This is a genomic window from Kitasatospora sp. NPDC127111 (genome assembly GCF_042677465.1).
Classification (GTDB): domain Bacteria; phylum Actinomycetota; class Actinomycetes; order Streptomycetales; family Streptomycetaceae; genus Kitasatospora.
In genome coordinates, this window is the sequence record NZ_JBHXTG010000089.1 from 1 (window position 1) to 20,387 (window position 20,387).

The 20,387-nt window shown below is 73.7% G+C and carries 17 protein-coding genes and 1 pseudogene; 5 read left to right on the forward strand and 13 right to left on the reverse strand.

What is annotated here, in order from left to right:
- The 4 genes from ACFVHB_RS35145 to rimP form a co-directional block, all read right to left on the reverse strand.
- The coding region (locus ACFVHB_RS35145) for a translation initiation factor IF-2 N-terminal domain-containing protein (RefSeq protein WP_380330414.1) at positions 1 to 385 on the reverse strand (385 nt) is incomplete at its 3' end.
- Between the two features lie 249 nt (positions 386 to 634).
- Complete coding sequence (locus ACFVHB_RS35150) at positions 635 to 883, reverse strand: YlxR family protein (protein ID WP_380330417.1); 249 nt, start codon at positions 881 to 883, stop codon at positions 635 to 637.
- 128 nt (positions 884 to 1,011) lie between these two features.
- Positions 1,012 to 2,022 carry a transcription termination factor NusA gene (gene nusA / locus ACFVHB_RS35155; protein ID WP_380330420.1) on the reverse strand — a complete coding sequence of 337 codons (1,011 nt, stop codon included), beginning with the start codon at positions 2,020 to 2,022 and terminating at the stop codon, positions 1,012 to 1,014.
- A gap of 81 nt (positions 2,023 to 2,103) precedes the next feature.
- Entirely contained in the window at positions 2,104 to 2,658 is a 555-nt protein-coding gene (rimP, locus tag ACFVHB_RS35160; protein WP_380330423.1) for a ribosome maturation factor RimP, read from the reverse strand.
- Between the two features lie 1,001 nt (positions 2,659 to 3,659).
- Between rimP and ACFVHB_RS35165 the strand changes: the two are divergent.
- Positions 3,660 to 4,109: pseudogene (locus ACFVHB_RS35165) on the forward strand (ferritin-like domain-containing protein); the annotation flags it as partial.
- Between the two features lie 224 nt (positions 4,110 to 4,333).
- Entirely contained in the window at positions 4,334 to 5,251 is a 918-nt protein-coding gene (locus tag ACFVHB_RS35170; protein ID WP_380330426.1) for an aminoglycoside phosphotransferase family protein, read from the forward strand.
- On the opposite strand, the gene ACFVHB_RS35175 is transcribed toward ACFVHB_RS35170, so the two are convergent.
- The 5 genes from ACFVHB_RS35175 to dxr form a co-directional block, all read right to left on the reverse strand.
- Positions 5,224 to 5,799 carry a GNAT family N-acetyltransferase gene (locus ACFVHB_RS35175; protein ID WP_380330429.1) on the reverse strand — a complete coding sequence of 192 codons (576 nt, stop codon included), beginning with the start codon at positions 5,797 to 5,799 and terminating at the stop codon, positions 5,224 to 5,226. The two genes, ACFVHB_RS35170 and ACFVHB_RS35175, sit on opposite strands and share 28 nt — an antisense overlap.
- Positions 5,800 to 5,842: 43 nt before the next feature.
- A complete protein-coding gene (locus tag ACFVHB_RS35180; protein WP_380330485.1) occupies positions 5,843 to 6,718 on the reverse strand; it encodes a GNAT family N-acetyltransferase in 876 nt (291 codons plus the stop codon).
- A 138-nt stretch (positions 6,719 to 6,856) separates the two neighbouring features.
- On the reverse strand, positions 6,857 to 8,017 hold the full coding sequence (gene ispG, locus ACFVHB_RS35185) for a flavodoxin-dependent (E)-4-hydroxy-3-methylbut-2-enyl-diphosphate synthase (protein ID WP_313763827.1): 1,161 nt from the start codon (positions 8,015 to 8,017) through the stop codon (positions 6,857 to 6,859).
- Between the two features lie 141 nt (positions 8,018 to 8,158).
- Positions 8,159 to 9,463 carry a M50 family metallopeptidase gene (locus ACFVHB_RS35190; protein WP_380330432.1) on the reverse strand — a complete coding sequence of 435 codons (1,305 nt, stop codon included), beginning with the start codon at positions 9,461 to 9,463 and terminating at the stop codon, positions 8,159 to 8,161.
- A 120-nt stretch (positions 9,464 to 9,583) separates the two neighbouring features.
- Entirely contained in the window at positions 9,584 to 10,813 is a 1,230-nt protein-coding gene (gene dxr, locus ACFVHB_RS35195; protein WP_380330435.1) for a 1-deoxy-D-xylulose-5-phosphate reductoisomerase, read from the reverse strand.
- Between the two features lie 68 nt (positions 10,814 to 10,881).
- On the opposite strand from dxr, the gene ACFVHB_RS35200 reads away from it, so the two are divergent.
- Positions 10,882 to 11,547 (forward strand): NAD(P)-binding oxidoreductase, encoded by a 666-nt coding sequence (locus ACFVHB_RS35200; RefSeq protein WP_380330438.1) that lies wholly within the window; start codon positions 10,882 to 10,884, stop codon positions 11,545 to 11,547.
- A gap of 171 nt (positions 11,548 to 11,718) precedes the next feature.
- On the opposite strand, the gene ACFVHB_RS35205 is transcribed toward ACFVHB_RS35200, so the two are convergent.
- From ACFVHB_RS35205 to ACFVHB_RS35215, 3 genes are all read right to left on the reverse strand, one after another.
- Positions 11,719 to 13,161, reverse strand: a complete 1,443-nt coding sequence (locus tag ACFVHB_RS35205) for an aldehyde dehydrogenase family protein (RefSeq protein ID WP_380330441.1) — start codon at positions 13,159 to 13,161, stop codon at positions 11,719 to 11,721.
- A gap of 145 nt (positions 13,162 to 13,306) precedes the next feature.
- The gene (locus ACFVHB_RS35210; protein WP_380330444.1) at positions 13,307 to 14,872 is read right to left on the reverse strand and encodes a PucR family transcriptional regulator; all 1,566 of its coding nucleotides are present in this window, start codon (positions 14,870 to 14,872) and stop codon (positions 13,307 to 13,309) included.
- A 172-nt stretch (positions 14,873 to 15,044) separates the two neighbouring features.
- A complete protein-coding gene (locus ACFVHB_RS35215; protein ID WP_380330447.1) occupies positions 15,045 to 17,141 on the reverse strand; it encodes an ATP-binding protein in 2,097 nt (698 codons plus the stop codon).
- A 238-nt stretch (positions 17,142 to 17,379) separates the two neighbouring features.
- Here ACFVHB_RS35215 and gabT point away from each other — a divergent pair, with 238 nt between their 5' ends.
- Positions 17,380 to 18,735 carry a 4-aminobutyrate--2-oxoglutarate transaminase gene (gene gabT / locus ACFVHB_RS35220; RefSeq protein WP_380330450.1) on the forward strand — a complete coding sequence of 452 codons (1,356 nt, stop codon included), beginning with the start codon at positions 17,380 to 17,382 and terminating at the stop codon, positions 18,733 to 18,735.
- Between the two features lie 264 nt (positions 18,736 to 18,999).
- The gene (locus ACFVHB_RS35225) at positions 19,000 to 19,911 is read left to right on the forward strand and encodes a phosphatase PAP2 family protein (protein WP_380330453.1); all 912 of its coding nucleotides are present in this window, start codon (positions 19,000 to 19,002) and stop codon (positions 19,909 to 19,911) included.
- On the opposite strand, the gene ACFVHB_RS35230 is transcribed toward ACFVHB_RS35225, so the two are convergent.
- Complete coding sequence (locus ACFVHB_RS35230; RefSeq protein ID WP_380330456.1) at positions 19,908 to 20,273, reverse strand: DUF2218 domain-containing protein; 366 nt, start codon at positions 20,271 to 20,273, stop codon at positions 19,908 to 19,910. The genes ACFVHB_RS35225 and ACFVHB_RS35230 overlap by 4 nt on opposite strands.
- Positions 20,274 to 20,387: the final 114 nt, after the last annotated feature.

A 20,387-nucleotide genomic window follows, 5' to 3' on the forward strand; every position in this document is an offset into this window, starting at 1 on the left:
GGCCCGGGGTCGGCGCGCCCGCGGGACGCGGGGCGGCGGGGGTCGCGGCCGGGGCGGAAGGCGCCGCGGCGGCGGGGGTCGGACGGGGACCAGGGGCCGCGGCGGGGCGCGGACCCGGGGTCGGGGCACCCGGCTTGGGTGCGGCCGCGCCGGCGGCACCGCCGGCGGGCTGGGGCGCCGCGGGCTTCCGCGGGCCAGGCTTGGCAGCGGAACCACCACCGGTGGGGGCCACTCCCAGAGCGTCAGTCAACTTGCGCACGACCGGCGCCTCGATCGTCGAGGACGCCGAACGGACGAACTCACCGAGCTCGGTCAGCTTGGCCATGACGGCCTTGCTCTCCAAGCCAAGCTCCTTGGCGAGTTCGTAAACCCGGACCTTAGCCACTTCACTCCTGTCTATGAGTCCGGGGGGTCTCGTCCGCCGGACTGTCGCTACTTCATGGGCGTACCCATCGCGTACTCATCGCGTACTCATCGAGTGCTCATCGCAATCTCGACCTACTTCCACATCGCGAGGTACCTGACTGGTGGCACGGCGCGCGGCTGCCCGCGCACTGTGCTTGTTGCGGTGGTTCTCCGCCGCCCGGGGCGACGGCTGTCACGGGAGGCGCCCACCGGGCCGGCCTGAGGAAGCTCAGGGCGCCGGGGTGCCGCCTGCCCGCTCCTCGATGTACTCGCGGAGCCGCTCGGTGTCGAGTGTGCCCTGGAGCCGGAAGGCCCGGGGGAACGCCCGGCGGCGGACCGCGAGGTCGAGGCAGGCCGGATCGGGGTGCAGGTACGCGCCCCGGCCCGGCAGTGCGCCACGGGGATCAGGGACGCAGACGCCCTCGACCGCCGTGACACGCAACAGCTGGTGCTTGGCCGCGCGCTTGCGGCAGCCCACGCAGGTGCGTTCCGGGCGTGCTCGGACATGCGTCCGGCCAGACGAAGGCAAGTCTACCCCTCCGAAGGGACATGGCGCCGCCCCGCCGAACCGGGGTGGAACGGCGGGGAGCTCGGAACAACGCTGATCTACTGGTCCGCGGGACGGCCGGCGGCCTCGGGCTGCCCCTCGGTGTCCGGCCGGATGTCGATCCGCCAGCCGGTGAGGCGTGCGGCCAGACGGGCGTTCTGCCCCTCCTTGCCGATCGCCAGCGACAGCTGGTAGTCGGGCACGATCACCCGCGCGGAGCGCTGGGCGGCGTCGACGATCTCCACGCTGGTCACCCGTGCGGGGGACAGCGCCGCGGCGACCATCTCGCGCGGGTCCTCCGACCAGTCGACGATGTCGATCTTCTCGCCGTGCAGCTCGCCCATCACCGCGCGCACCCGGCTGCCCATCGGGCCGATGCAGGCACCCTTGGCGTTCAGCCCGGCCCGGCGCGACCAGACCGCGATCTTGGTGCGGTGGCCGGCCTCGCGGGCGATCGCCGCGATCTCCACGCTGCCGTCCGCGATCTCCGGGACCTCCAGCGCGAACAGCTTCTTCACCAGGCTGGGGTGCGTGCGGGAGAGCGTCACGGACGCGCCGCGGACACCCCGGCGCACCGCCACGACGTAGCACTTGAGCCGGGTGCCGTGCCGGTAGTCCTCGCCCGGGACCTGCTCCTGCGGCGGCAGGATGGCCTCCAGCTTGCCGATGTCGACCAGCACGTTCTTCGGGTCGTTGCCCTGCTGGACGACACCGGTGACGATGTCGCCCTCCTTGCCCGCGTACTCGCCGAAGGTCTGGTCGTCGGCGGCGTCGCGCAGGCGCTGCATCATCACCTGGATGCCGATGCTGGACGCGATCCGGCCGAAGCCGCTCGGGGTGTCGTCGAACTCCTTCGGCTCGACGCCCTCGTCCAGCTCCGCCGGGTCCTCCATGGCCCACACGGTGACGTGGCCGGTCTTGCGGTCCAGGTGCACCCGGGCGCGGCGGCGCGAGCCCTCGGTGCGGTGGTACGCGGTGAGGAGGGCCGACTCGATGGACTCGACCAGCAGGTCGAAGGGGATGTTCTTCTCGTTGACCAGCGTGCGCAGGGCACTCATGTCGATGTCCACGGCTACGCCTCCTCGTCTTTCGTCACGTTCATGTTGCTGCGGCTCATGGCCCGGGCGGGCTCCACCCGGTGCGGGGGGACCTCACTCCGCACCGTCGTCCCCCTCGTCGGAGGCGTCGTCGTCCGCGAAGTCCGGGGCCTCGTCGAGGAGCTTGTCGTCCTTGCGGTTGAACTCCACCTGGACGCGCGCCTTGGCCACCTCGGTGTACTCCAGCCGGCGCTCCTTGGCCCGGCCGCGGCCCTTCACCGGCTGCACCTCGACCAGCGCGCCGTCCTCGTCCGCCTCCAGCACCCGGGCGACGATCTCCCCGCCGTCGACCAGGTTGACCTTGGCCAGCCGGCCCTCGGCGCGGCGCCAGTGGCGCGGCTCGCTCAGCGGGCGCTCGGCACCCGGCGAGCCGACCTCCAGCACGTACGCGCCGGCACCCATCACGTCGGACTCGTCCAGCGCCTCGCCGACCACCCGGCTGAACTCGGCGATGGTGTCCAGGTCGACGCCGCCGTCGGCGTCCACGTCGATCTGCACCTGGCGGCGGCTGCCCGCCTGGGTGACCTTCACGTCCTCCAGGTCGAGGCCCGCCTGGGCGGCCAGCGGCTCCAGCAACGCGCGCAGCCGGTCGATGTGGGTGGTGCTCATCCGGGTGGACTCCTCGGCCGCGTCTGCTGTTGTCAGGAGGGGGTCACCGCGCCCCCTGGCGCCGGTCCGGCGCAGGCCGGGTCGCGGCAGCTCGGCCCAAAGCCTATCCGGTGATGCCGCCAACCACCGATTCCGCACCTCGCCCGGGCGCCCGCGCGACACCCACTGCGAGCAAGGTCACACCCCCCGGGCCCGGATCCGCACTACCCGACCCATCCCCGCGGACGTGGGGATTCTGTAATCATTCACGCCAACGAGGGCAGGCGGGCAGGCCGTCCTCCCGTACACGCCCCGGAGTGACACCGATGCAGCCGCCCAGCCGACGGACCTTCCTGGCCCTAGGGCTGCTCATCACCGCGGGCGGCGCGCTCACCGCCTGCACCGACGCGCACGACGACCGGGAGGGGCAGGAGGGCGAGCACCGCCGCCCCGACCCGGACGAGCCGGTCCGGCTGCGCGCGGTCACCGCCACCGACACCCTGCTCGCCGGGTACGACGCGCTGCTGGCCGGGCCGGGCGCCGGGCAGGCCGCGCTGCTCCAGCCGCTGCGGGCCGAGGTGGTCCAGCACCGGGCCGCGCTGGCGGCCGGGCTGCCGGCGGCCTCGCCCTCCACCGCCTCCTCCGCGTCCGCGTCCGCGTCCGGGTCGGCAGCCCAGGCCTCCGGCTCCGCCCCGGCGACGACTGGCGGTCCGGCGGTCGCCAGCACCGCCGCGCTCGCCTCGCTGGAGCGGCAGACGGCGCAGGCCCGGCTCGCCGACCTCGGCGCCGCCTCGCCGCAGCTGGCCCGGCTGCTGGCCTCGGTCTCCGCGGCCGGGGTGCTGCACGCGGTCGCCCTCGGCGACACCGCCCCGGCGACCGTCCCGGCCCCCGCGCCCGGCGACACGGCTACCGCCTCCTCCGCCGCCTCCGCCGCCCCGGGCACGCCCTCCGGCTCCCCCACCGCTGCGGCGTCCGGCTCGTCGTCGGGCCCGGCCGGTGCGGCAGCCCTCGGCCCGGAGGCCGTCACGGCGTTCCAGGGCGCGCTGAGCGCCGAGCACGCCGCGGTCTACGGCTACGGCGTCGTGGGCGCCCGGCTCCCGGAGGACCAGCAGCGCACCGACGCCCGCGCCGCCTACGCCGCCCACCAGGCCCGGCGGGACGCCTGGCAGCGGCTGCTCGCCGGGGCCGCCGCCACCCCGAGCGCGGCCGCCGCCGGGTACCAGCTGCCGTTCGCCGTCACCGACGCGGCCGGCGCCGGGCGGCTCGCCGCCCACATCGAGACCCGGCTCACCGCCGTCTACGCCGACCTGGTCGCCGCCGTCACCGGCACCCAGCGCGGCACCGCCGCCGACGCGCTGCGCGAGTGCGCCCTGCGCGCCCGCCGCTGGGGCGCCGCCACCACGCCCTTCCCCGGCCTGCCCGACCCCGCGACCACCCCCACGGGCACCCCCGCCGCCGCCCCGACCGGCTGACGCGGCTGACGCCCCGCGCGAGTGCGCCCCACGCACCCACCACCGGGGTGCCGCCACCACGCCCTTCCCCGGCCTGCCCGACCCCGCAGGCTCCCACCGCCTGACGCGGCCCGACGGCCCGCGTCCCGCTGACCTGCGCAATCGCGTCGCTGACCTGCGGTTTCGCCGCCATGGCCGACAATGGACGGGTAGCACCACGGGGGAGCGTCAACCGGAAGGCCGGCATGTCGGGAGCAGCAGGGCAGATCACCGTCCCCGAGTGGCTGGCGCGCGGCGTCGGCACGGACGAGGACGGGCGGAGGTGGCTGGCGGAGCTGCCCGCCCTGGTCGCCGAACACCTGGCCCACTGGGACCTCACCCTGGAGCGGGTGCTCGACCCCGGGGGCAGCCTGAGCCTGGTCGGCTACGTCCACCGCGACGACCTCAGCCCGGCCGTCCTCAAGGCCGGCCTGGTCACCCCCGAGACCGCCCAGGAGCACGCCGCCCTCACGCACTGGGCGGGCCGCGGCGCCGTCCTGCTGCTGGCCGCCGACCCGGCCCGGGGGGTGCTGCTCCTGGAGCGGCTGCACGGGGACATCCCGCTGCGCTCGCTGGCCGAGCCGAAGGCGATGCTGGAGGCCACCAGCCTGCTGCACCGGCTCTGGGTGGAGCCGCCCGCGGGCCACCGCTTCCAGCCGCTCGCCGACCGGGCCGCCGCCACCGCCGACCGCCTGCGCCGCCACCGCGACCTGCCCGGCGCCGACGGGGCGGCCGCGCTGGTCGACGAGGCCGTGGCCGCCGCCGAGGGCCTGCTCGGCTCCGCCACCGAGACCTTCCTGCTGCACGGCGACTTCCACCACGGCAACGTGCTGGCCGCCGACCGCGCGCCCTGGCTGGTGATCGACCCCCGACCGCTGACCGGCGAGCGCGCGTACGACCTGGCACGGCTGGCCCTGGACCGCGCGGACACCCTGGTCGGCTCCCCCGGCGTGCCGGCCGCCGTCCGCCGCCGGCTGCACCAGCTGTCCGACGCCCTGGAGGTGGACCGCGAGCGGCTGCGCGGCTGGACGCTGTTCCGCGCGGCCGACCTCGGCCTGCGCGCGCTGGCGGCGGGCCGCCGCGCGGACGCCGAGCTCTACCTGGAGTTCGCCGGCGCGCTCTGAGCCGCCGGCGGCCGCAGCAGCGGCAGCGGGGCGCCCATCACGGCGTAGAGGCGCTCGGTGTTCGGGAAGTGCACCGCGCGGGCGAGGTCGCGGTAGCCGAGCGACCGGTAGAGCCGGCGGGCCGGCGTCTCGGCGTCGATGGCGGACAGGATGCTGCGGCTCAGCCCGGAGCGCTCGCACAGGCTCCGGATCAGGGTGGAGCCGATGCCCTGGCCCTGGAACTCGGGCAGCACGTGCAGTTCGGTGATCGCGAAGACCCCGTCCAGCCAGTCCCCGTACCCGCGGGCCTCCAGGTAGGGCTGGATCACCGTGCTCCACCAGTGCTCACGGCGGTTGGGCATGCCGTACCCGAAGCCGACCAGCCGGCCGTCGCTCAGCGCGCCCAGGGCGATCACCCCGGGCTGCTGCGCGTGCCGCCCGACGATGTGCAGCCGGACCATGACCTCCTCGGGCGTCAGCCCGAACGCCACCGCCTGCACGTCGAGCGCCTGCGGTGCCCAGGCCGCAAGGTCGATGGCCTCGATCGTCACCCCGGTCAGCTGATCCATGCCCCGGACGTTACTACCCGTCCGGCCCGCCCGCGGGCGGAGATCAGAACAGCACGCTCATGAAGGCGCCGACCTCGCGGAAGCCGACCCGGCGGTAGGCGGCGCGGGCCCGCAGGTTGTAGTCGTTGACGTAGAGCGAGACCACCGGGGCGACCTCGCGCAGGGCGATGTCGAGGACGGCGGCCATGCCGGTCTCGGAGAGCCCCTGGCCCCGGTACGCGGGGTCGACCCAGACGCCCTGGATCTGGCAGGCGCCCTCGGTGACGGCGCCGATCTCGGCCTTGAAGACCACCTGGCCGTCCTCGGTGAACCGGGCGAACGAGCGCCCGGTGGAGACCAGTTCGGCGACCCGGGCCTGGTAGAGCAGTCCGCCGTCACCGGCCAGCGGGGAGACCCCGACCTCCTCGGTGAACATCGCCACGCAGGCCGGCATCAGCGTCTCGATCTCGTTCCGCAGCACCCGCCGCACCAGCGGGTCGGGGAGGACCTCCGCGGACGGCACGCTGGTGGCCATCAGCGGCTGGTGCCCGCGGACCTCGCGGGCCGGTCCCCAGCTGCGCTCCAGCAGGGCCCAGAGCGCGGCGGTCGGCTCGGCCGGGCCGACGATCGAGGAGCAGCGGCGCCCCTGGCGGCGGGCCCGTTCGGCGAAGGCCTGGACGGCCTGCGGTCCGGCGTTGACCAGGACCAGGTTGGCGCCGGCGTAGCAGAGCGCGTCCAGTTCGCCGTGCTCGTCGAACCAGCCCCACATCTCGCCGCCGAGGCGCCAGGGGTCCAGGCCGACGGCCTCGACCCGGGTGGCCACGAAGGCGTTGGCGACCGGGTCCCGGTGCAGCAGCGCCAGGGTGTCGTCGAGGTCGGGGGCCTCCAGGACACGCGTGGTCGCCAGGGCGCGGGCGACCTGGAACGAGCTGGGGAGCATCACACCTCGATCGAGCATCGAGACAGCACCTCACTGAGACGACTCTGGCCGCACCCTACTCCGTGGCCCCACCCGGCTACGGCCGCGGGGCCGTCCGCGCACGGACGGCCCCGCTTCCGGAAAACGTCGGTCCGCCGGTCACTCCGCGGCGGTCACGGTCGGGGCACCGGACTCGACGCCCTCGGCCTGCATCTGCTCGGCGAGCTTGAGGGCCTCCTCGATCAGGGTCTCGACGATCTTCGACTCGGGCACGGTCTTGATGACCTCGCCCTTGACGAAGATCTGGCCCTTGCCGTTGCCGGAGGCGACGCCGAGGTCGGCCTCGCGGGCCTCGCCCGGGCCGTTGACGACGCAGCCCATGACGGCGACGCGCAGCGGCACCTCCATGCCCTCCAGGCCTGCGGTGACCTCCTCGGCGAGCTTGTAGACGTCGACCTGGGCGCGGCCGCAGGACGGGCAGGAGACGATCTCCAGGCCACGCTCGCGCAGGCCGAGCGACTCCAGGATCTGGTTGCCGACCTTGATCTCCTCGGCCGGCGGGGCGGAGAGCGAGACCCGGATGGTGTCGCCGATGCCCTCGGCGAGCAGCGCGCCGAAGGCGACCGCGGACTTGATGGTGCCCTGGAAGGCCGGGCCGGCCTCGGTGACGCCGAGGTGCAGCGGGTAGTCGCAGGCGGCGGCGAGCTGGCGGTAGGCGTTGATCATCACGACCGGGTCGTTGTGCTTGACCGAGATCTTGATGTCGCGGAAGTCGTGCTCCTCGAACAGCGAGCACTCCCAGAGCGCGGACTCGACCAGCGCCTCGGGGGTGGCCCGGCCGTACTTCTCCAGCAGGCGCTTGTCCAGCGAACCGGCGTTGACGCCGATCCGGATCGGGATCCCGGCGTCCTTGGCGGCCTTGGCGATCTCGCCGACCTTGTCGTCGAAGGCCTTGATGTTGCCCGGGTTGACGCGGACCGCGGCGCAGCCGGCGTCGATCGCGGCGAAGACGTACTTCGGCTGGAAGTGGATGTCGGCGATGACCGGGATCTTCGACTTCTTCGCGATGATCGGCAGCGCGTCGGCGTCGTCCTGCGACGGGCAGGCGACCCGGACGATCTGGCAGCCGGACGCGGTCAGCTCCGCGATCTGCTGCAGCGTGGCGTTGATGTCCGCGGTCACCGTGGTGGTCATCGACTGCACCGAGACGGGCGCGTCGCCGCCGACCGGCACGTTGCCGACCATGATCTGCCGGGAGTAACGGCGCTTGGCGAGCGGCTTGAGCGGCAGGGACGGAATACCGAGCGAGATCGCGGTCATGTGCGCAGGGTTCCCCGGGGTTGAGGTGTGGTCGGTCCGGCCGTTCGGGAAGGCCGGGGCCGGGCGCGCCGATGAACGCGCACCCGGCCCCAACGGTACGGCACGGTGGTGGCCCCGGGCACACCAGCCGGGCCCGCACCGTCAGCTGATCTTGACGGGGTTCACCAGGTCGGCGACCAGCACGAGCAGGGTGAAGCCGATGAAGATGCTGGCCACCACGTAGGCGAGCGGCATCAGCCGGGCGACGTCGAACGGGCCCGGGTCGGGCCGCTTGAACAGCTGTGCGAAGCGCCGGCGGACCGACTCCCAGACCGCGCCGGCGATGTGGCCGCCGTCGAGGGGCAGCAGCGGCAGCATGTTGAAGAGGAACAGCGAGAGGTTGATCCCGGCCAGCAGGTTGACGAAGAAGGCGATCCGCTGGCTGCCGGGGATGTCGAGCGAGAAGACCTCGCCGCTGACCCGGGCGGCGCCCACCATGCCGATCGGCGAGTCCGGGTCGCGCGGGGCGTCGTCCACGACGGCGTTCCACAGGCCCGGGATCTTGCCGGGCAGCGCGGCCAGCGACTTCACCCCGTTCTCGCCCATGTCGTACATCCGGTCGAGGGACTGCCCGAAGGTCTGCTGGACGACGGCGCGCTTCGGGGTGAAGCCCAGGAAGCCCGCCTCCACCGTCTCGCCCTTGACCGGCACGTTGTTGCCGTCGAACTTCTGCACCGCGTTGACGGCGATCGTGGGGGTGAGCGTGAGCTGCTGCCCGTCCCGCTCGACCACGATCGGCACGGTCCTCCCGGCCGACTTGCGGATGTCCGCCTGGAGCTGCTCGTAGTCGCGGATCCGGTCGCCGTCGAAGGAGAGCACCTTGTCGCCCTGCTTCAGGCCGACCTGGTGGGCCGGGGTCGCCGGCGCGTCGGCGGGGCAGACGTCGGTCGGCTGGCCGGCCTTGACGATGCACTGCGAGACCGAGCCGATGGTCGGCAGCGAGGTGGGCTGGCCGAAGCCCATGTTGACGGTCAGGAACAGCCCGAACGCCAGGACCAGGTTCATGAACGGCCCGGCGAACATGACGATGACGCGCTTCCACGGCTTCCGGGTGTAGAAGAGCCGGTGCTCGTCACCCTCCTGGAGCTCCTCGTAGGAAGCCTCCCGGGCGTCCTCGATCATGGTCCGGAACGGCGAGCTGCTGCGCTTGGTGATCCGCCCGTCCTCCCCGGGCGGGAACATCCCGATCATGCGGATGTAGCCGCCCAGCGGGATCGCCTTGATGCCGTACTCGGTCTCGCCCTTCTTCCGGGACCAGACGGTCGGGCCGAAGCCGACCATGTACTGGGGCACCCGGATGCCGAACAGCTTGGCCGTGGACAGGTGCCCGAGCTCGTGCCAGGCGATCGAGACGAGCAGCCCGACCGCGAAGACCAGGATGCCGACCACCGTCATCACCGTTGCCACCGCTGATCCTCCGTCATGCCGCTCCGCTCATCTTCTTGTCCTACCGGATATCGCCCGGGTCTGTCACGGCCGGTACCGGTCTCGTGCACCCGGTCCCCGGCCGCGCCCCTGGCCGCCGGGTCAGCCCGCCGCCAGCTCCCGGGCCCGGGCCCGGGCCCAGTCCTCCGCGTGCAGGACGTCCTCGACCGTCAGGGAAGTTCCCGGAGCGGGCGTCCCGTGCTCGGCCACGACCTTGGCAACAGTGTCCACGATTCCCGTGAAAGCGAGGCGGCCCTTCAGGAAGGCCTCCACGCACTCCTCGTTCGCCGCGTTGAACACCGCCGGGACGGTGCCGCCGAGCGAACCCGCCTCGCGGGCCAGCTCGACCGCCGGGAAAGCCCCGTTGTCCAGCGGGAAGAACTCCCAGGTGGCGGCCTTGGTCCAGTCGCAGCCGGGCGCCGCGTCCGGCACCCGGTCCGGCCAGCCGAGGCCCAGCGCGATCGGCATCCGCATGTCCGGCGGGCTGGCCTGCGCGAGCGTGGAGCCGTCCGTGAACTCCACCATCGAGTGGACCACCGACTGCGGATGGACGACGACCTCGATCCGCTCGAACGGCACGTCGTACAGCAGGTGCGCCTCGATCACCTCCAGGCCCTTGTTCACCAGGGTGGCGGAGTTGATCGTCACCACCGGGCCCATCGCCCAGGTCGGGTGCGCCAGCGCGTCCTCGGGGGTGACGCCCGCGAGCTGCTCGCGGCTGCGGTTGCGGAACGGGCCGCCGCTCGCGGTGACCACCAGCTTGCGGACCTCGGCCCGGGTACCGCCGGCCAGCGCCTGGAACAGCGCGGCGTGCTCGGAGTCCACCGGCACGATCTGGCCGGGCCGGGCGACCGCCTTCACCAGCGGGCCGCCGACGATCAGCGACTCCTTGTTGGCCAGCACCAGCACCCGGCCCGCCTCCAGCGCGGCCAGCGTCGGGCGCAGCCCGATCGAGCCGGTGATGCCGTTCAGCACCGAGTGGCACTCCATCGCGGCCAGCTCGGTGGCCGCGTCCGGGCCCGCCAGCACGGCCGGCAGCGGCCGGCCGGCCGCCTTCGCGGCCAGCGCCTCGCGCAGGGCCGGCTCGGCCGCCGGGTCGGCGACCGCCACGGTGTGCACGCCCAGCTCCAGGGCCTGCTCGGCGAGCAGCTCCACCCGCCCGCCGGCCGCCGACAGGGCGACCACCCTGAAGCGGTCCGGGTTGCGGAGCACCACGTCGATGGCCTGGGTACCGATCGAGCCGGTGGAGCCGAGGATCACCAGCTCCCGGGGGCCGGAGGGGTCCTTCACCACGGGGGTGAAGCGCAGCTGCGGGTGGGCGAGCGAAGTCATGCGCCCATTGTGTCCTGCCCGACGGGCTCCCCAGGACGCCGGGACGCCGCGCGGCTACGGTCGGAGCCATGCGCACCGTCATCGCCGGGGGCCACGGACAGATCGCACTCAAGCTGGAGCGGCTGCTCGCCGAGCGCGGCGACCGGCCCGCCGGGATCATCCGCCGGCCCGAACAGGCCCAGGACCTGGTGGACGCCGGCGCCGAGCCGCTGCTGCTCGACCTGGAGGCCGCCACCGTCACCGAACTCGCCGCACTGCTCACCGACGCCGACGCGGTGGTCTTCGCCGCCGGCGCCGGACCGGGCAGCGGCGCCGCCCGCAAGAACACCGTCGACCGCGACGCCGCCGTGCTGCTGGCCGACGCCGCCGAACTCGCCGGCGTCCGGCGCTACCTGATCATCTCCTCGATGGGCGCCGAAGCCGACGCGGTGTACCGGGCCGACCCGGTGTTCGAGACCTACCTGCGGGCCAAGGGCGCCGCCGACGACGCCGTCCGGGCCCGCACCACCCTCGACTGGACGGTGCTGCGGCCCGGCCGGCTCACCGACGGCCCCGGCGGCGGCCTGGTCCGGCTCGCCCCCTCCGTCGGGCGCGGCCCGATCGACCGGGCCGACGTGGCCGCCGTCCTGGCCGCGCTGCTGCACGAGCCGGGCACCGCCGGGCAGACCCTGGAACTGGTCGCCGGCAACGCGACGATCGAGGAGGCCGTCGCCGCGGCCGCCGGGCACGTCTGACCCGGGCACGCCCCGCCCCGGGCGCGGAGGGCCCGCGTGCGTCCGGCCCGGACGCCTACGGCCCGCGGGCGTCCGGCCCCGGGCGGTCTCCCGCCCCGTCCGACGCGAACATGCCGAGGGGCCCGGCACCGCTTCCGCGCGGTGCCGGGCCCCTCGGACGTGGTCCGCGTCCTAGAGGTCCAGGCCGGTGAGGACCATGACCTTCTCGACGGTGTAGTCGTCCATCGCGTACTTGACGCCCTCGCGGCCGACGCCGGAGTCCTTGACGCCGCCGTACGGCATCTGGTCGGCGCGGTAGGACGGCGCGTCACCGATGATCACGCCGCCGACCTCCAGCTCCCGCTGGGCGCGGAAGGCGGTCTGCAGGTCGTGGGTGAACACGCCGGCCTGCAGACCGAAGGCGGAGTCGTTCACCGCGGCGAAGGCCTCGTCGGTGCCGTCCACCTTGTGCAGCGACAGGACCGGGCCGAACACCTCGGCCTTGGCCAGGATCGCGTCGGCCGGCAGCTCGGCCAGCACGGTCGGGGCGTAGGTCGCGCCCTCGCGGGTACCGCCGGTGAGCACCTTGGCGCCCTTGGCGACCGCGTCGTCCACCCAGGACTCCACCCGCTTGGCGGCGTTCTCGTCGACCAGCGGGCCGACGTCGGTGGCGTCGTCGTTCGGGTCACCGGTGACCTGGGCCTTGACCTTGGCCACGACCTTCTCCACCAGCGCGTCGTAGACCGACGCGTCGGCGATCACGCGCTGCACCGAGATGCAGGACTGGCCGCCCTGGTAGTTGGCGAACATCGCGATCCGGGTGGCGGCCCAGTCCAGGTCGGCCTCGGAGGACCAGTCGGCGAGCACCACGGCCGCGGCGTTGCCGCCCAGCTCCAGGGTGGTGTGCTTGCGCGGCACCGAATCCATGATCTGGTAGCCGACCTTGTCCGAACCGGTGAAGGAGATCACCGGCAGACGCGGGTCCTGCACCAGGGCGGGCATCCGGTCGTTCGGCACCGGCAGGACGCTCCAGGAGCCGGCCGGCAGGTCCGTCTCGGCCAGGATCTCGCCCAGCACCATCGCGGAGAGCGGCGTGGCCGGAGCCGGCTTGAGGATGATCGGGGCGCCGACCGCGATCGCCGGGGCGACCTTGTGGGCGACCAGGTTCAGCGGGAAGTTGAACGGGGCGATGCCCAGCACCACGCCGCGCGGGAACTTGCGCACCACCGCGAAGCGGCCCACGCCACCCGGGTCGGTGTCCAGCCGCATGGTCTCGCCGTTGGTCCGGCGGGCCTCCTCGGCCGCCCAGCGGAACACCGAGACGGCACGGCCGACCTCACCGCGCGCCCACTTGATCGGCTTGCCGTTCTCGGCGGTGATCAGCTGGGCGATCTCCTCCGAACGCTCGGCCAGCCGCTTGGCGACGTGGTCCAGCGCGGCGGCGCGCACGTGCGCGGGGGTCGCGGCGAACACCGGGAGCGCGGCCACGGCGGCGTCCAGCGCCTCCTCGACCTGGGCCTCGGTCGGCACGCCGACCTTGCCGACCAGCCGGCCGTCCCAGCTGTTGTGCACCTCGAGCTCGGCGTCGCCGCTGACCCGGCGGCCGGCCAGCCAGAAATCGTACGTGGTGGTCACCGTGGTACCGGCCCTCTCCTCGTCGTCCTCACGGCCCCACGGACGTGGAACCTCAACCGAGGGTAGGGCGACGGCGCGCCAAGCCGGATTGGCCGCGAAGTAGCGTTCGCCACCACGGCCACTCCATCCCGTCCAGGCCCAGGGTCTATTCCTCGCCGGAGCGCAGCGCCAGCCAGAGCTCCATCCGCACATCGGTGTCGTCCAGCGAGCGGCCCAGCAACTCCTCCACCCGCTTCATCCGGTAGCGCAGCGTGTGCCGGTGCACCCCCAGGTCGGCGGCGGCCGCGTCCCACTGCCCGTGTCGGGAGAGCCACGCCCGCAGCGAGGCCACCAGGTCACCGCGCGCCGTACGGTCGTGCTCCCGCAGCGGGCGCAGCAGCCCCTCGGCGAACGCCGTCACCGCGTCCTCGCCCAGCAGCGGCAGCAGCGAACCCGCGCCGACCTCCTCGTGGTCCACCGACCGGCGGCCACCGCGCAGCGCCACCGCCAAGGCCCGCTCGGCCTGCGCGTGCGCCGCCCCGGCCTCCTCCAGCGCGGCCGGCGCCGAGACGCCCAGCGACAGCCCCTCGTGCTCCTCCACCGCCCCGAGACAGGCCCGGTGCACCGCGCCGTTGTCCAGCGCCAGCACCATCAACCGCGCCCCGTGCGCGCCGTCCTCCCGCGCGACCAGCAACTTCTCGCCCACCCGGGCCCCGGCCTGCTCGGCCCGGTCCCCCAGCTCGCCCAGCGCCTCCGCGGCGTCCACACCCTGACCGGCACCCGCCACCAGGACCCGGACCGTCCCCTCCGGCAGACCGCCGAACAGCCCCGCCGCCACCAGCCGGGCCGTCGTCACCTCGCCCGCCAGCACCATTCGCAGCAGCGCCGCACCCATCCGCTCCTCCGCCTGCCGCAGCTCGCGCGAACGCTCCAGCGTGAGGGTCAGCAGCGCCACCGCCGCGTTGAGCACGTACCGCTCGGTCGGGGTGATCCGGTCCTCGGTGCCGACCGCGAGGAAGCCCCGGGCCCGCCGGTCCGCCCCCAGCGACTGGACCACCACGTAGTCCTCGTCGGCCGTGTCTATCCCCGGCGAACGCCCCTGCAGCGCGGCGCTCGACGGCGCCGGCCGCCGCCGCAGCCGGTCCACCTCGGCCGCCAGCCGCCCCGCCCGGCGGGCCGCCCAGTCCGGCGCCACCACCGACAACGCGCCCGACCCGTCGTACAGCGCCGCCCACCCGCCGAGGCGCGCCGCCAGCCGGCGCACCACCGCCGTGGTGCCGTCCTTGCCGAGCGCCGCCCGGGTCAGCTCCTCCTGCGCCTCGAAACTGGTCGTCACCGCCTCGTACTGCTCGGCCGCCAGCGCCGCCGACACCACCTTGCTGATCGCGATGAACGGCGTCGGTTCCGGCACCCGCAGCAGCGGCAGCCCGCGCTGCGCCGCCGCGTCCACCAGCGGCTGCGGCACCTCCGTGTGCGACAGCCCCACCCCCAGACCCAGCCCCACCACGCCCGCATCGGCCAGCCGGTGCACGTACGCCTGCAGCTGGGCGGCGGTCCGGCCGAGCTTGATGCCGGTGGTGAGCAGCAGCTCGCCACCCTCGAGGAACGGCGTCGGGTCGTCCAGCTCGCTGGTGTGCACCCAGCGGACCGGCCGCTCCAGATGGTCCGCACCGGCGAGGACCGTCAGATGGAGCGAGGTGTTGCGGACGACGGAGGCGAGTGTGGGAGGCATGGCACCTTCGAGGGAACGACCTGACCGCGCCGTTGCGGCCGGGCGAGGAGGGGGCGGAGGGGGCTGAACGGGTTCGGGGACGCGGGAGACTTCTCTCCTCTCATTATGGACGCCCCGGACAACCGGCACCGCCGAATCCACCTCGAAGGCGAGCTTCGACCCGTTCCTCGCCTCAGCCCCGCAGATCCACCAACAACGGCGGCACCTGCTCACCCGACACCGTCGTCAGCGACACCACCGCGTGCCCCGCCGGCAACGCGTGCGCCAGGTCCGACGGCGACCACCGCAACCGCTCCACGTCCCGCGTGGTCACCGACTCCGTCTGCGCGGTCGTCCCCGACAACGCCTTCCGCCCCAACCGCCCGGCCCTGCGGACGACGCCACCCTCCGTCTGGGGAGCGTGGGTGACGACCCTCTCGTGTATCACGTGGGTGCCCCAGGCTTCGGAGAAGAACTTCCCGTCCCACGGAGCGATGCCGGGAAAGACCATCCGGCACCCGACAGCGCCGAACAGCGGGGTTCGTAGCGCTTCCGGAAGGTCCATCAACGTGCGCAACAACAGCACCGCACCGGCGTTGGCTCCGCGCATCCGCTGCAGGCCCCGCACCGTTCCCGAATCCAGAGCCGCCGACGCGTCGTCCACCACCAGGCCCGCGAACAGCGACCTGTCCTCTCGGGCCACAGCTGCCAGAACGAACTGGCCGACCACCAGACGGGAGAGGATCCGCGCCGCTTCGGGGTGGCTGCGTTCGGGCAGCTTCACCCTGACCCGGAGCGGATGGTCGAGCGCCCTCATGGCGAAGGGGGGCTTGCCGGTGCCGTCCGTCGTGAACGCTCCCTCGAAGGCCGGCCGGTCCAGCAGCGCCAGCCGGTCCGCCAGCAGCGTGCCCGGATCGTCCGCCCTTCCCTGCTGCAGGTCCCGGTGCTTGAGGTCCCTCTCATGAGCCGTCAGCCGGCCCGCCTCACGCAAAGCCTTGACGAGTGCTTCCTTCACCTCCGGATCACCCGCGAGCAGTCCCCGCAGTTCCCGCACACCGGGGTAGCGGCCGTACGCGGCGTGAAACGGGCCGACGACCTGCTGAAGCGCCACCCGGGCGCTCTCCGCACGCGCGGTCAGCTCGTCCGGCAGCAAGGCGTCCGCCAGCCGGGCCGCCGCCTCGTCCGGGTCCTGCGTGGCGCCGTACAGGTCCAATCCGTACGCCGAGCCCGCCTCTCCGAGCGCGATCACCACGTCGTACCAGACGTCCGGCCCGAGGTCGGCGTCCGCAGCTCCGACCGCCACCGCGCAGGCCCTTCCCGCGAGCGCCTGTAGACAGAGCGCCTCGATGGCGGGCCGGGCCAGCCGCGCCGTCTTCCCGGTCCCCGCCGGGCCCACCGCCAACAGCGACGTACCCAGAAGAGTCGGATCCAGCGCGAACCCCGTGGCCCGGTACGTCTGCGGGTTCTTCGGGACGTCCTGGGTCGTTCCGAGCCGCACCTGCTGGACCAACAGATCGTGATGCGCCGCCCGCCCCTGCAGGTCGCGGCTTCCGGACGGATGGCTGAACGCCGCCGCCCCCCGTGCCCTCACCTGCTCCACGAAGGCCGGCACGAACGCCTGATCGGCCTGGGCCGACTCCCACGCACGCTGGATCCGCATGTAGTCGACGTCTCCGACGGCCTCCCGGTCCAGCGTCTCCGCCGCCGCGGCCGCCCCGCCGAACCGCTGTGCCGCCCAGGGATCGGCGACCGGTTCCGGCTCCGGCTCGACCGCGGGCCTGACGGGGCCCGGTCCCTCGTGCGTGATGGCCTTCGCGAGCACGGGGGCGACGTTCCGCCGCCAGCCCTCCCGGGTGAGGAACCGTCTGCCGACTTCCCGCCAACGCCCGGTCCGCCAGAAGACCGCCGCCGCGCAGCCGATGGTGACCATGTTGATCAGGATCTGCGCGACGTCGAACTGCTCGGGGGACGTCCCGTCGAACCAACGGAGGACGAATCCCGCCCCGTACATCAGCACCACGGTGCCGACGTAGTAGGTCGCGATGGTCGCGATGACGTTCAATGCCGCCCGCCAGAGCAGGGGCCAGGTCGCCACCTTGGCCTCTTCCGCGCGTTCCGGGTCGATCTGGCGGTAGCCCTGGCGGTAGATGCCCGGGGCGGCTTCGGGGCGGGGGGTGGCGACCCAGGTGGGGAGGTCGAAGGCGGGGGGGCGGGGGCGCTGGTGGGGCATGGGGGTGGGGGGTGTGGTGGTGGTCCGATCGCCGTGGCCCTGTGCCCCGTCCAGTTCCATGTACGGTCCCGCTCCCTCGCCCGCCCGGCCCGACCGTCGTCGGTGCCGCCATACCCATGCCGCCGTACCGGCGACACGCCCGCGCTCAATGTAGTGGAGCGGAGCCTGCGGGCAGCCGCACCACCCGCGCTGGCCGCCTCGGACAAGTCGGACGGCCCAGTGCTACCGAGTGGCGCATGCTCGCGCGGCGAGGGCGGCCTTAGCCTGCGAGGACCGAGTCGAGAAGTCTGGAGAAACCATGAGCGCCGCAACGCCGCTCCCGCAGGAGCGCCGCCTGGTCACCGCGATCCCCGGTCCGAAGTCGCAGGAGCTGCAGGCCCGCAAGCTGGGTGCGGTGGCGGCCGGCGTCGGCACCACGCTGCCGGTGTACGTGTCCCGCGCCAACGGCGGCGTGCTGGAGGACGTGGACGGCAACTCGCTGATCGACTTCGGTTCCGGCATCGCCGTGACCAACGTCGGCAACAGCGCCGAGGCCGTGGTGGCCAAGGCGTCCGAGCAGCTGGCCGCCTTCACGCACACCTGTTTCATGGTGACCCCGTACGAGGGTTACGTGGCCGTGGCCGAGCAGCTGAACGAGCTGACCCCGGGTGACCACGAGAAGCGCACCGCGCTGTTCAACTCGGGCGCCGAGGCGGTCGAGAACGCGGTGAAGATCGCCCGCGCCTACACCAAGCGCACCGCCGTCGTGGTGTTCGACCACGGCTACCACGGCCGCACCAACCTCACCATGGGCCTGACGGCGAAGAACATGCCGTACAAGCAGGGCTTCGGTCCGTTCGCCCCGGAGATCTACCGGGTGCCGGTGGCCTACCCCTACCGCTGGCTGACCGGTGCGGAGAACTGCGCCGCCGAGGCCGCCGCGCAGGCGATCGACATCATCACCAAGCAGATCGGCGCCGAGAACGTCGCCGCGATCATCATCGAGCCGATCCAGGGCGAGGGCGGCTTCATCGAGCCGGCCAAGGGCTTCCTGCCGGCCATCGTGGAGTTCGCGAAGGCCAACGGCATCGTCTTCGTCGCGGACGAGATCCAGACCGGCTTCTGCCGGACCGGCCAGTGGTTCGCCTGCGACGACGAGGGCGTCGTCCCGGACCTGATCACCACCGCCAAGGGCATCGCCGGCGGTCTGCCGCTGGCCGCGGTGACCGGTCGCGCCGAGATCATGGACGCCGCGCACGCGGGTGGCCTGGGCGGCACCTACGGCGGCAACCCGGTGGCCTGCGCCGCCGCGCTGGGCTCCATCGAGACGATGAAGGAGCTGGACCTCAACGGCAAGGCGCAGCGGATCGGCGAGGTCATGCTGGGCCGCCTGCGGGCGATGCAGGAGAAGTTCGACGTCATCGGTGACGTCCGCGGCCGCGGCGCGATGATCGCGGTCGAGCTGGTGAAGCCGGGCTCCAAGGAGCCGAACCCGGAGATCACCGCCGCCATCGCGAAGGCCTGCCACGCCGAGGGCCTGGTGGTGCTGACCGCCGGCACGTACGGCAACGTGCTGCGCTTCCTGCCGCCGCTGGTGATGCCGGAGCACCTGCTCATCGAGGGTCTGGACATCATCGAGGGCGCCTTCGCCCTCCAGGGCGTCACCGCCGCCTGAGCCCGCTCCGCCCGGCCGTCGGCCGGGCGGCACCGACCCGCCGGAGGGATGTCCGGACAGCGCTGAACGGCCCCTGGGGATTTCCTCCCCACGGGCCGTTCGGTCTGTGCGGCCACCGTGGCGTGCGGGCCGCACGCCGGCCGGCGGCGGATTCGACCAGGTGTGCGGGCCGTGCGGGGATGGCTCCGCCAGCCGGTGAAGATGCTGTGCGGAATCGCTGAAGCTCCTCGGTCCGGCACGGCTGTTGACGTACTGTCATGACAGATGGACAGCGAGCCTCAGCCATGGACGGATCCGTTCGCGGCACCGCCCCCGCTGGCGGGTCCGCGCGTCGTCCGTGAGGACAACCAGGCCGACCCGGAAGGGCCGGCGCACACCGAAGGCCGATCGACCGACCGTCCGACCCACACCCCCCGGGACGCGCGGAACGGCGATCATCAGAGCCGCCCCGGAGCTCTCCCCCCTGCTCCGGGGCGGCCGCTTCGCGTTCTCGGCCGGTTCGCCGGTTCGGCCGCGCTGCCGGTCCTGCTGGGTGTGGCGCTGGTGCTGGTGACCTGGCAGGTGGCCGTCGACGGGCCGCTGCTGGGGCTCGACCGCTGGGCCCGGCACGCCGTCCGGGAGAGCCGGCACGACCTGCACAGCACCCTGCTCAACCACGTCGGCAAGGCGCTCTCGGACCTGGGCAGCGCCGTCCCGGCGATCCCGGCGCTGCTGGCCGGCGGGGCGCTGGCCGCCTGGCGGTCGCGCCGGGCCGGCGCCCCGCGCTGGTGGCTGCTCGCGGTGGTGGCGGCGCTGACGACCGGGCTGATCCCGCTGCTGGTCGTCCCCGCGAAGGCCTGGCTCGCCCGGCCGGGGCCGCTCGGGATGCCGCTGGAGCCGCACCAGTTGGGCTGGTACCCGTCCGGGCACGCGGCCACCGCGACCCTCTCGTACGGTGTGGCGGCCGTTCTGGTCGCCCGCACGGTGGGCGGCACGACGCGGCGCCTGCTGTACGCGGCGGGCGCGCTGCTCTCGGTCGGGGTCGGCCTGGGGCTGGTGTGGAGCGACTACCACTGGCTGCTGGACGTGGTGGCCAGCTGGTGCCTGGGCGGCCTGGTGCTCTGGGCGCTCGCCCACTGGCTCCCGCGCTCCCGGCCGCGGGACGCCGCCCAGCCCGCCGCCGCCGACCGCCGCTAGCCGCGCTGGGGCGTGTCCGACCCGCCCTGGTCCTCCGCCGGTGCGTCGTTGCGGTGGACGTGGCCGGCCTCGCCGTTGTCGCGGTGCCACTCGACGACCAGTTCGTCGCGGGCGCCGAAGCGGACCAGGTGGCGGCCGACGACGTCCTCCAGGCCGGGCAGGTTCTCGCGCTCGCCCTCGACGGCGAGCAGCAGGGCGTCGGGAGCGGCCTCCAGGGTGGCGGTGCCGGCGCCGAAGGTGAGGGTGCCGCGGCCGGTCTCGTCGGACCAGTGGGCTTCGATCTTGCGGCCCATGTGGGCGGCGAGCTGCTTGGCGTAGCGGCCGGGGCGGTCGGTGGCGACGCGGGCTTCGGAGCGGGGCACGGGCCCTCCAGTGATCGGGGGAGGGAACTTAGGGTGCCCTCACTCACGGCTACGCTAACGCAGATGCTGAGCTTCGCTCAACATCTTTTCGGGTGCCCGTCCCGGGCCCGCGCA

Bases quoted from the DNA above. Each gene is read 5' to 3' on its own strand.
- ACFVHB_RS35215 (WP_380330447.1), bottom strand. From the start codon at position 17,141: ATGGAACTGGACGGGGCACAGGGCCACGGCGATCGGACCACCACCACA.
- dxr (WP_380330435.1), bottom strand. From the start codon at position 10,813: ATGACTTCGCTCGCCCACCCGCAGCTGCGCTTCACCCCCGTGGTGAAG.
- ispG (WP_313763827.1), bottom strand. From the start codon at position 8,017: ATGACCGCGATCTCGCTCGGTATTCCGTCCCTGCCGCTCAAGCCGCTC.
- ACFVHB_RS35210 (WP_380330444.1), bottom strand. From the start codon at position 14,872: ATGCCTCCCACACTCGCCTCCGTCGTCCGCAACACCTCGCTCCATCTG.
- ACFVHB_RS35225 (WP_380330453.1), top strand. From the start codon at position 19,000: ATGGACAGCGAGCCTCAGCCATGGACGGATCCGTTCGCGGCACCGCCC.
- ACFVHB_RS35200 (WP_380330438.1), top strand. From the start codon at position 10,882: ATGCGCACCGTCATCGCCGGGGGCCACGGACAGATCGCACTCAAGCTG.
- ACFVHB_RS35180 (WP_380330485.1), bottom strand. From the start codon at position 6,718: ATGCTCCCCAGCTCGTTCCAGGTCGCCCGCGCCCTGGCGACCACGCGT.
- ACFVHB_RS35170 (WP_380330426.1), top strand. From the start codon at position 4,334: ATGTCGGGAGCAGCAGGGCAGATCACCGTCCCCGAGTGGCTGGCGCGC.
- ACFVHB_RS35175 (WP_380330429.1), bottom strand. From the start codon at position 5,799: ATGGATCAGCTGACCGGGGTGACGATCGAGGCCATCGACCTTGCGGCC.
- gabT (WP_380330450.1), top strand. From the start codon at position 17,380: ATGAGCGCCGCAACGCCGCTCCCGCAGGAGCGCCGCCTGGTCACCGCG.
- rimP (WP_380330423.1), bottom strand. From the start codon at position 2,658: ATGAGCACCACCCACATCGACCGGCTGCGCGCGTTGCTGGAGCCGCTG.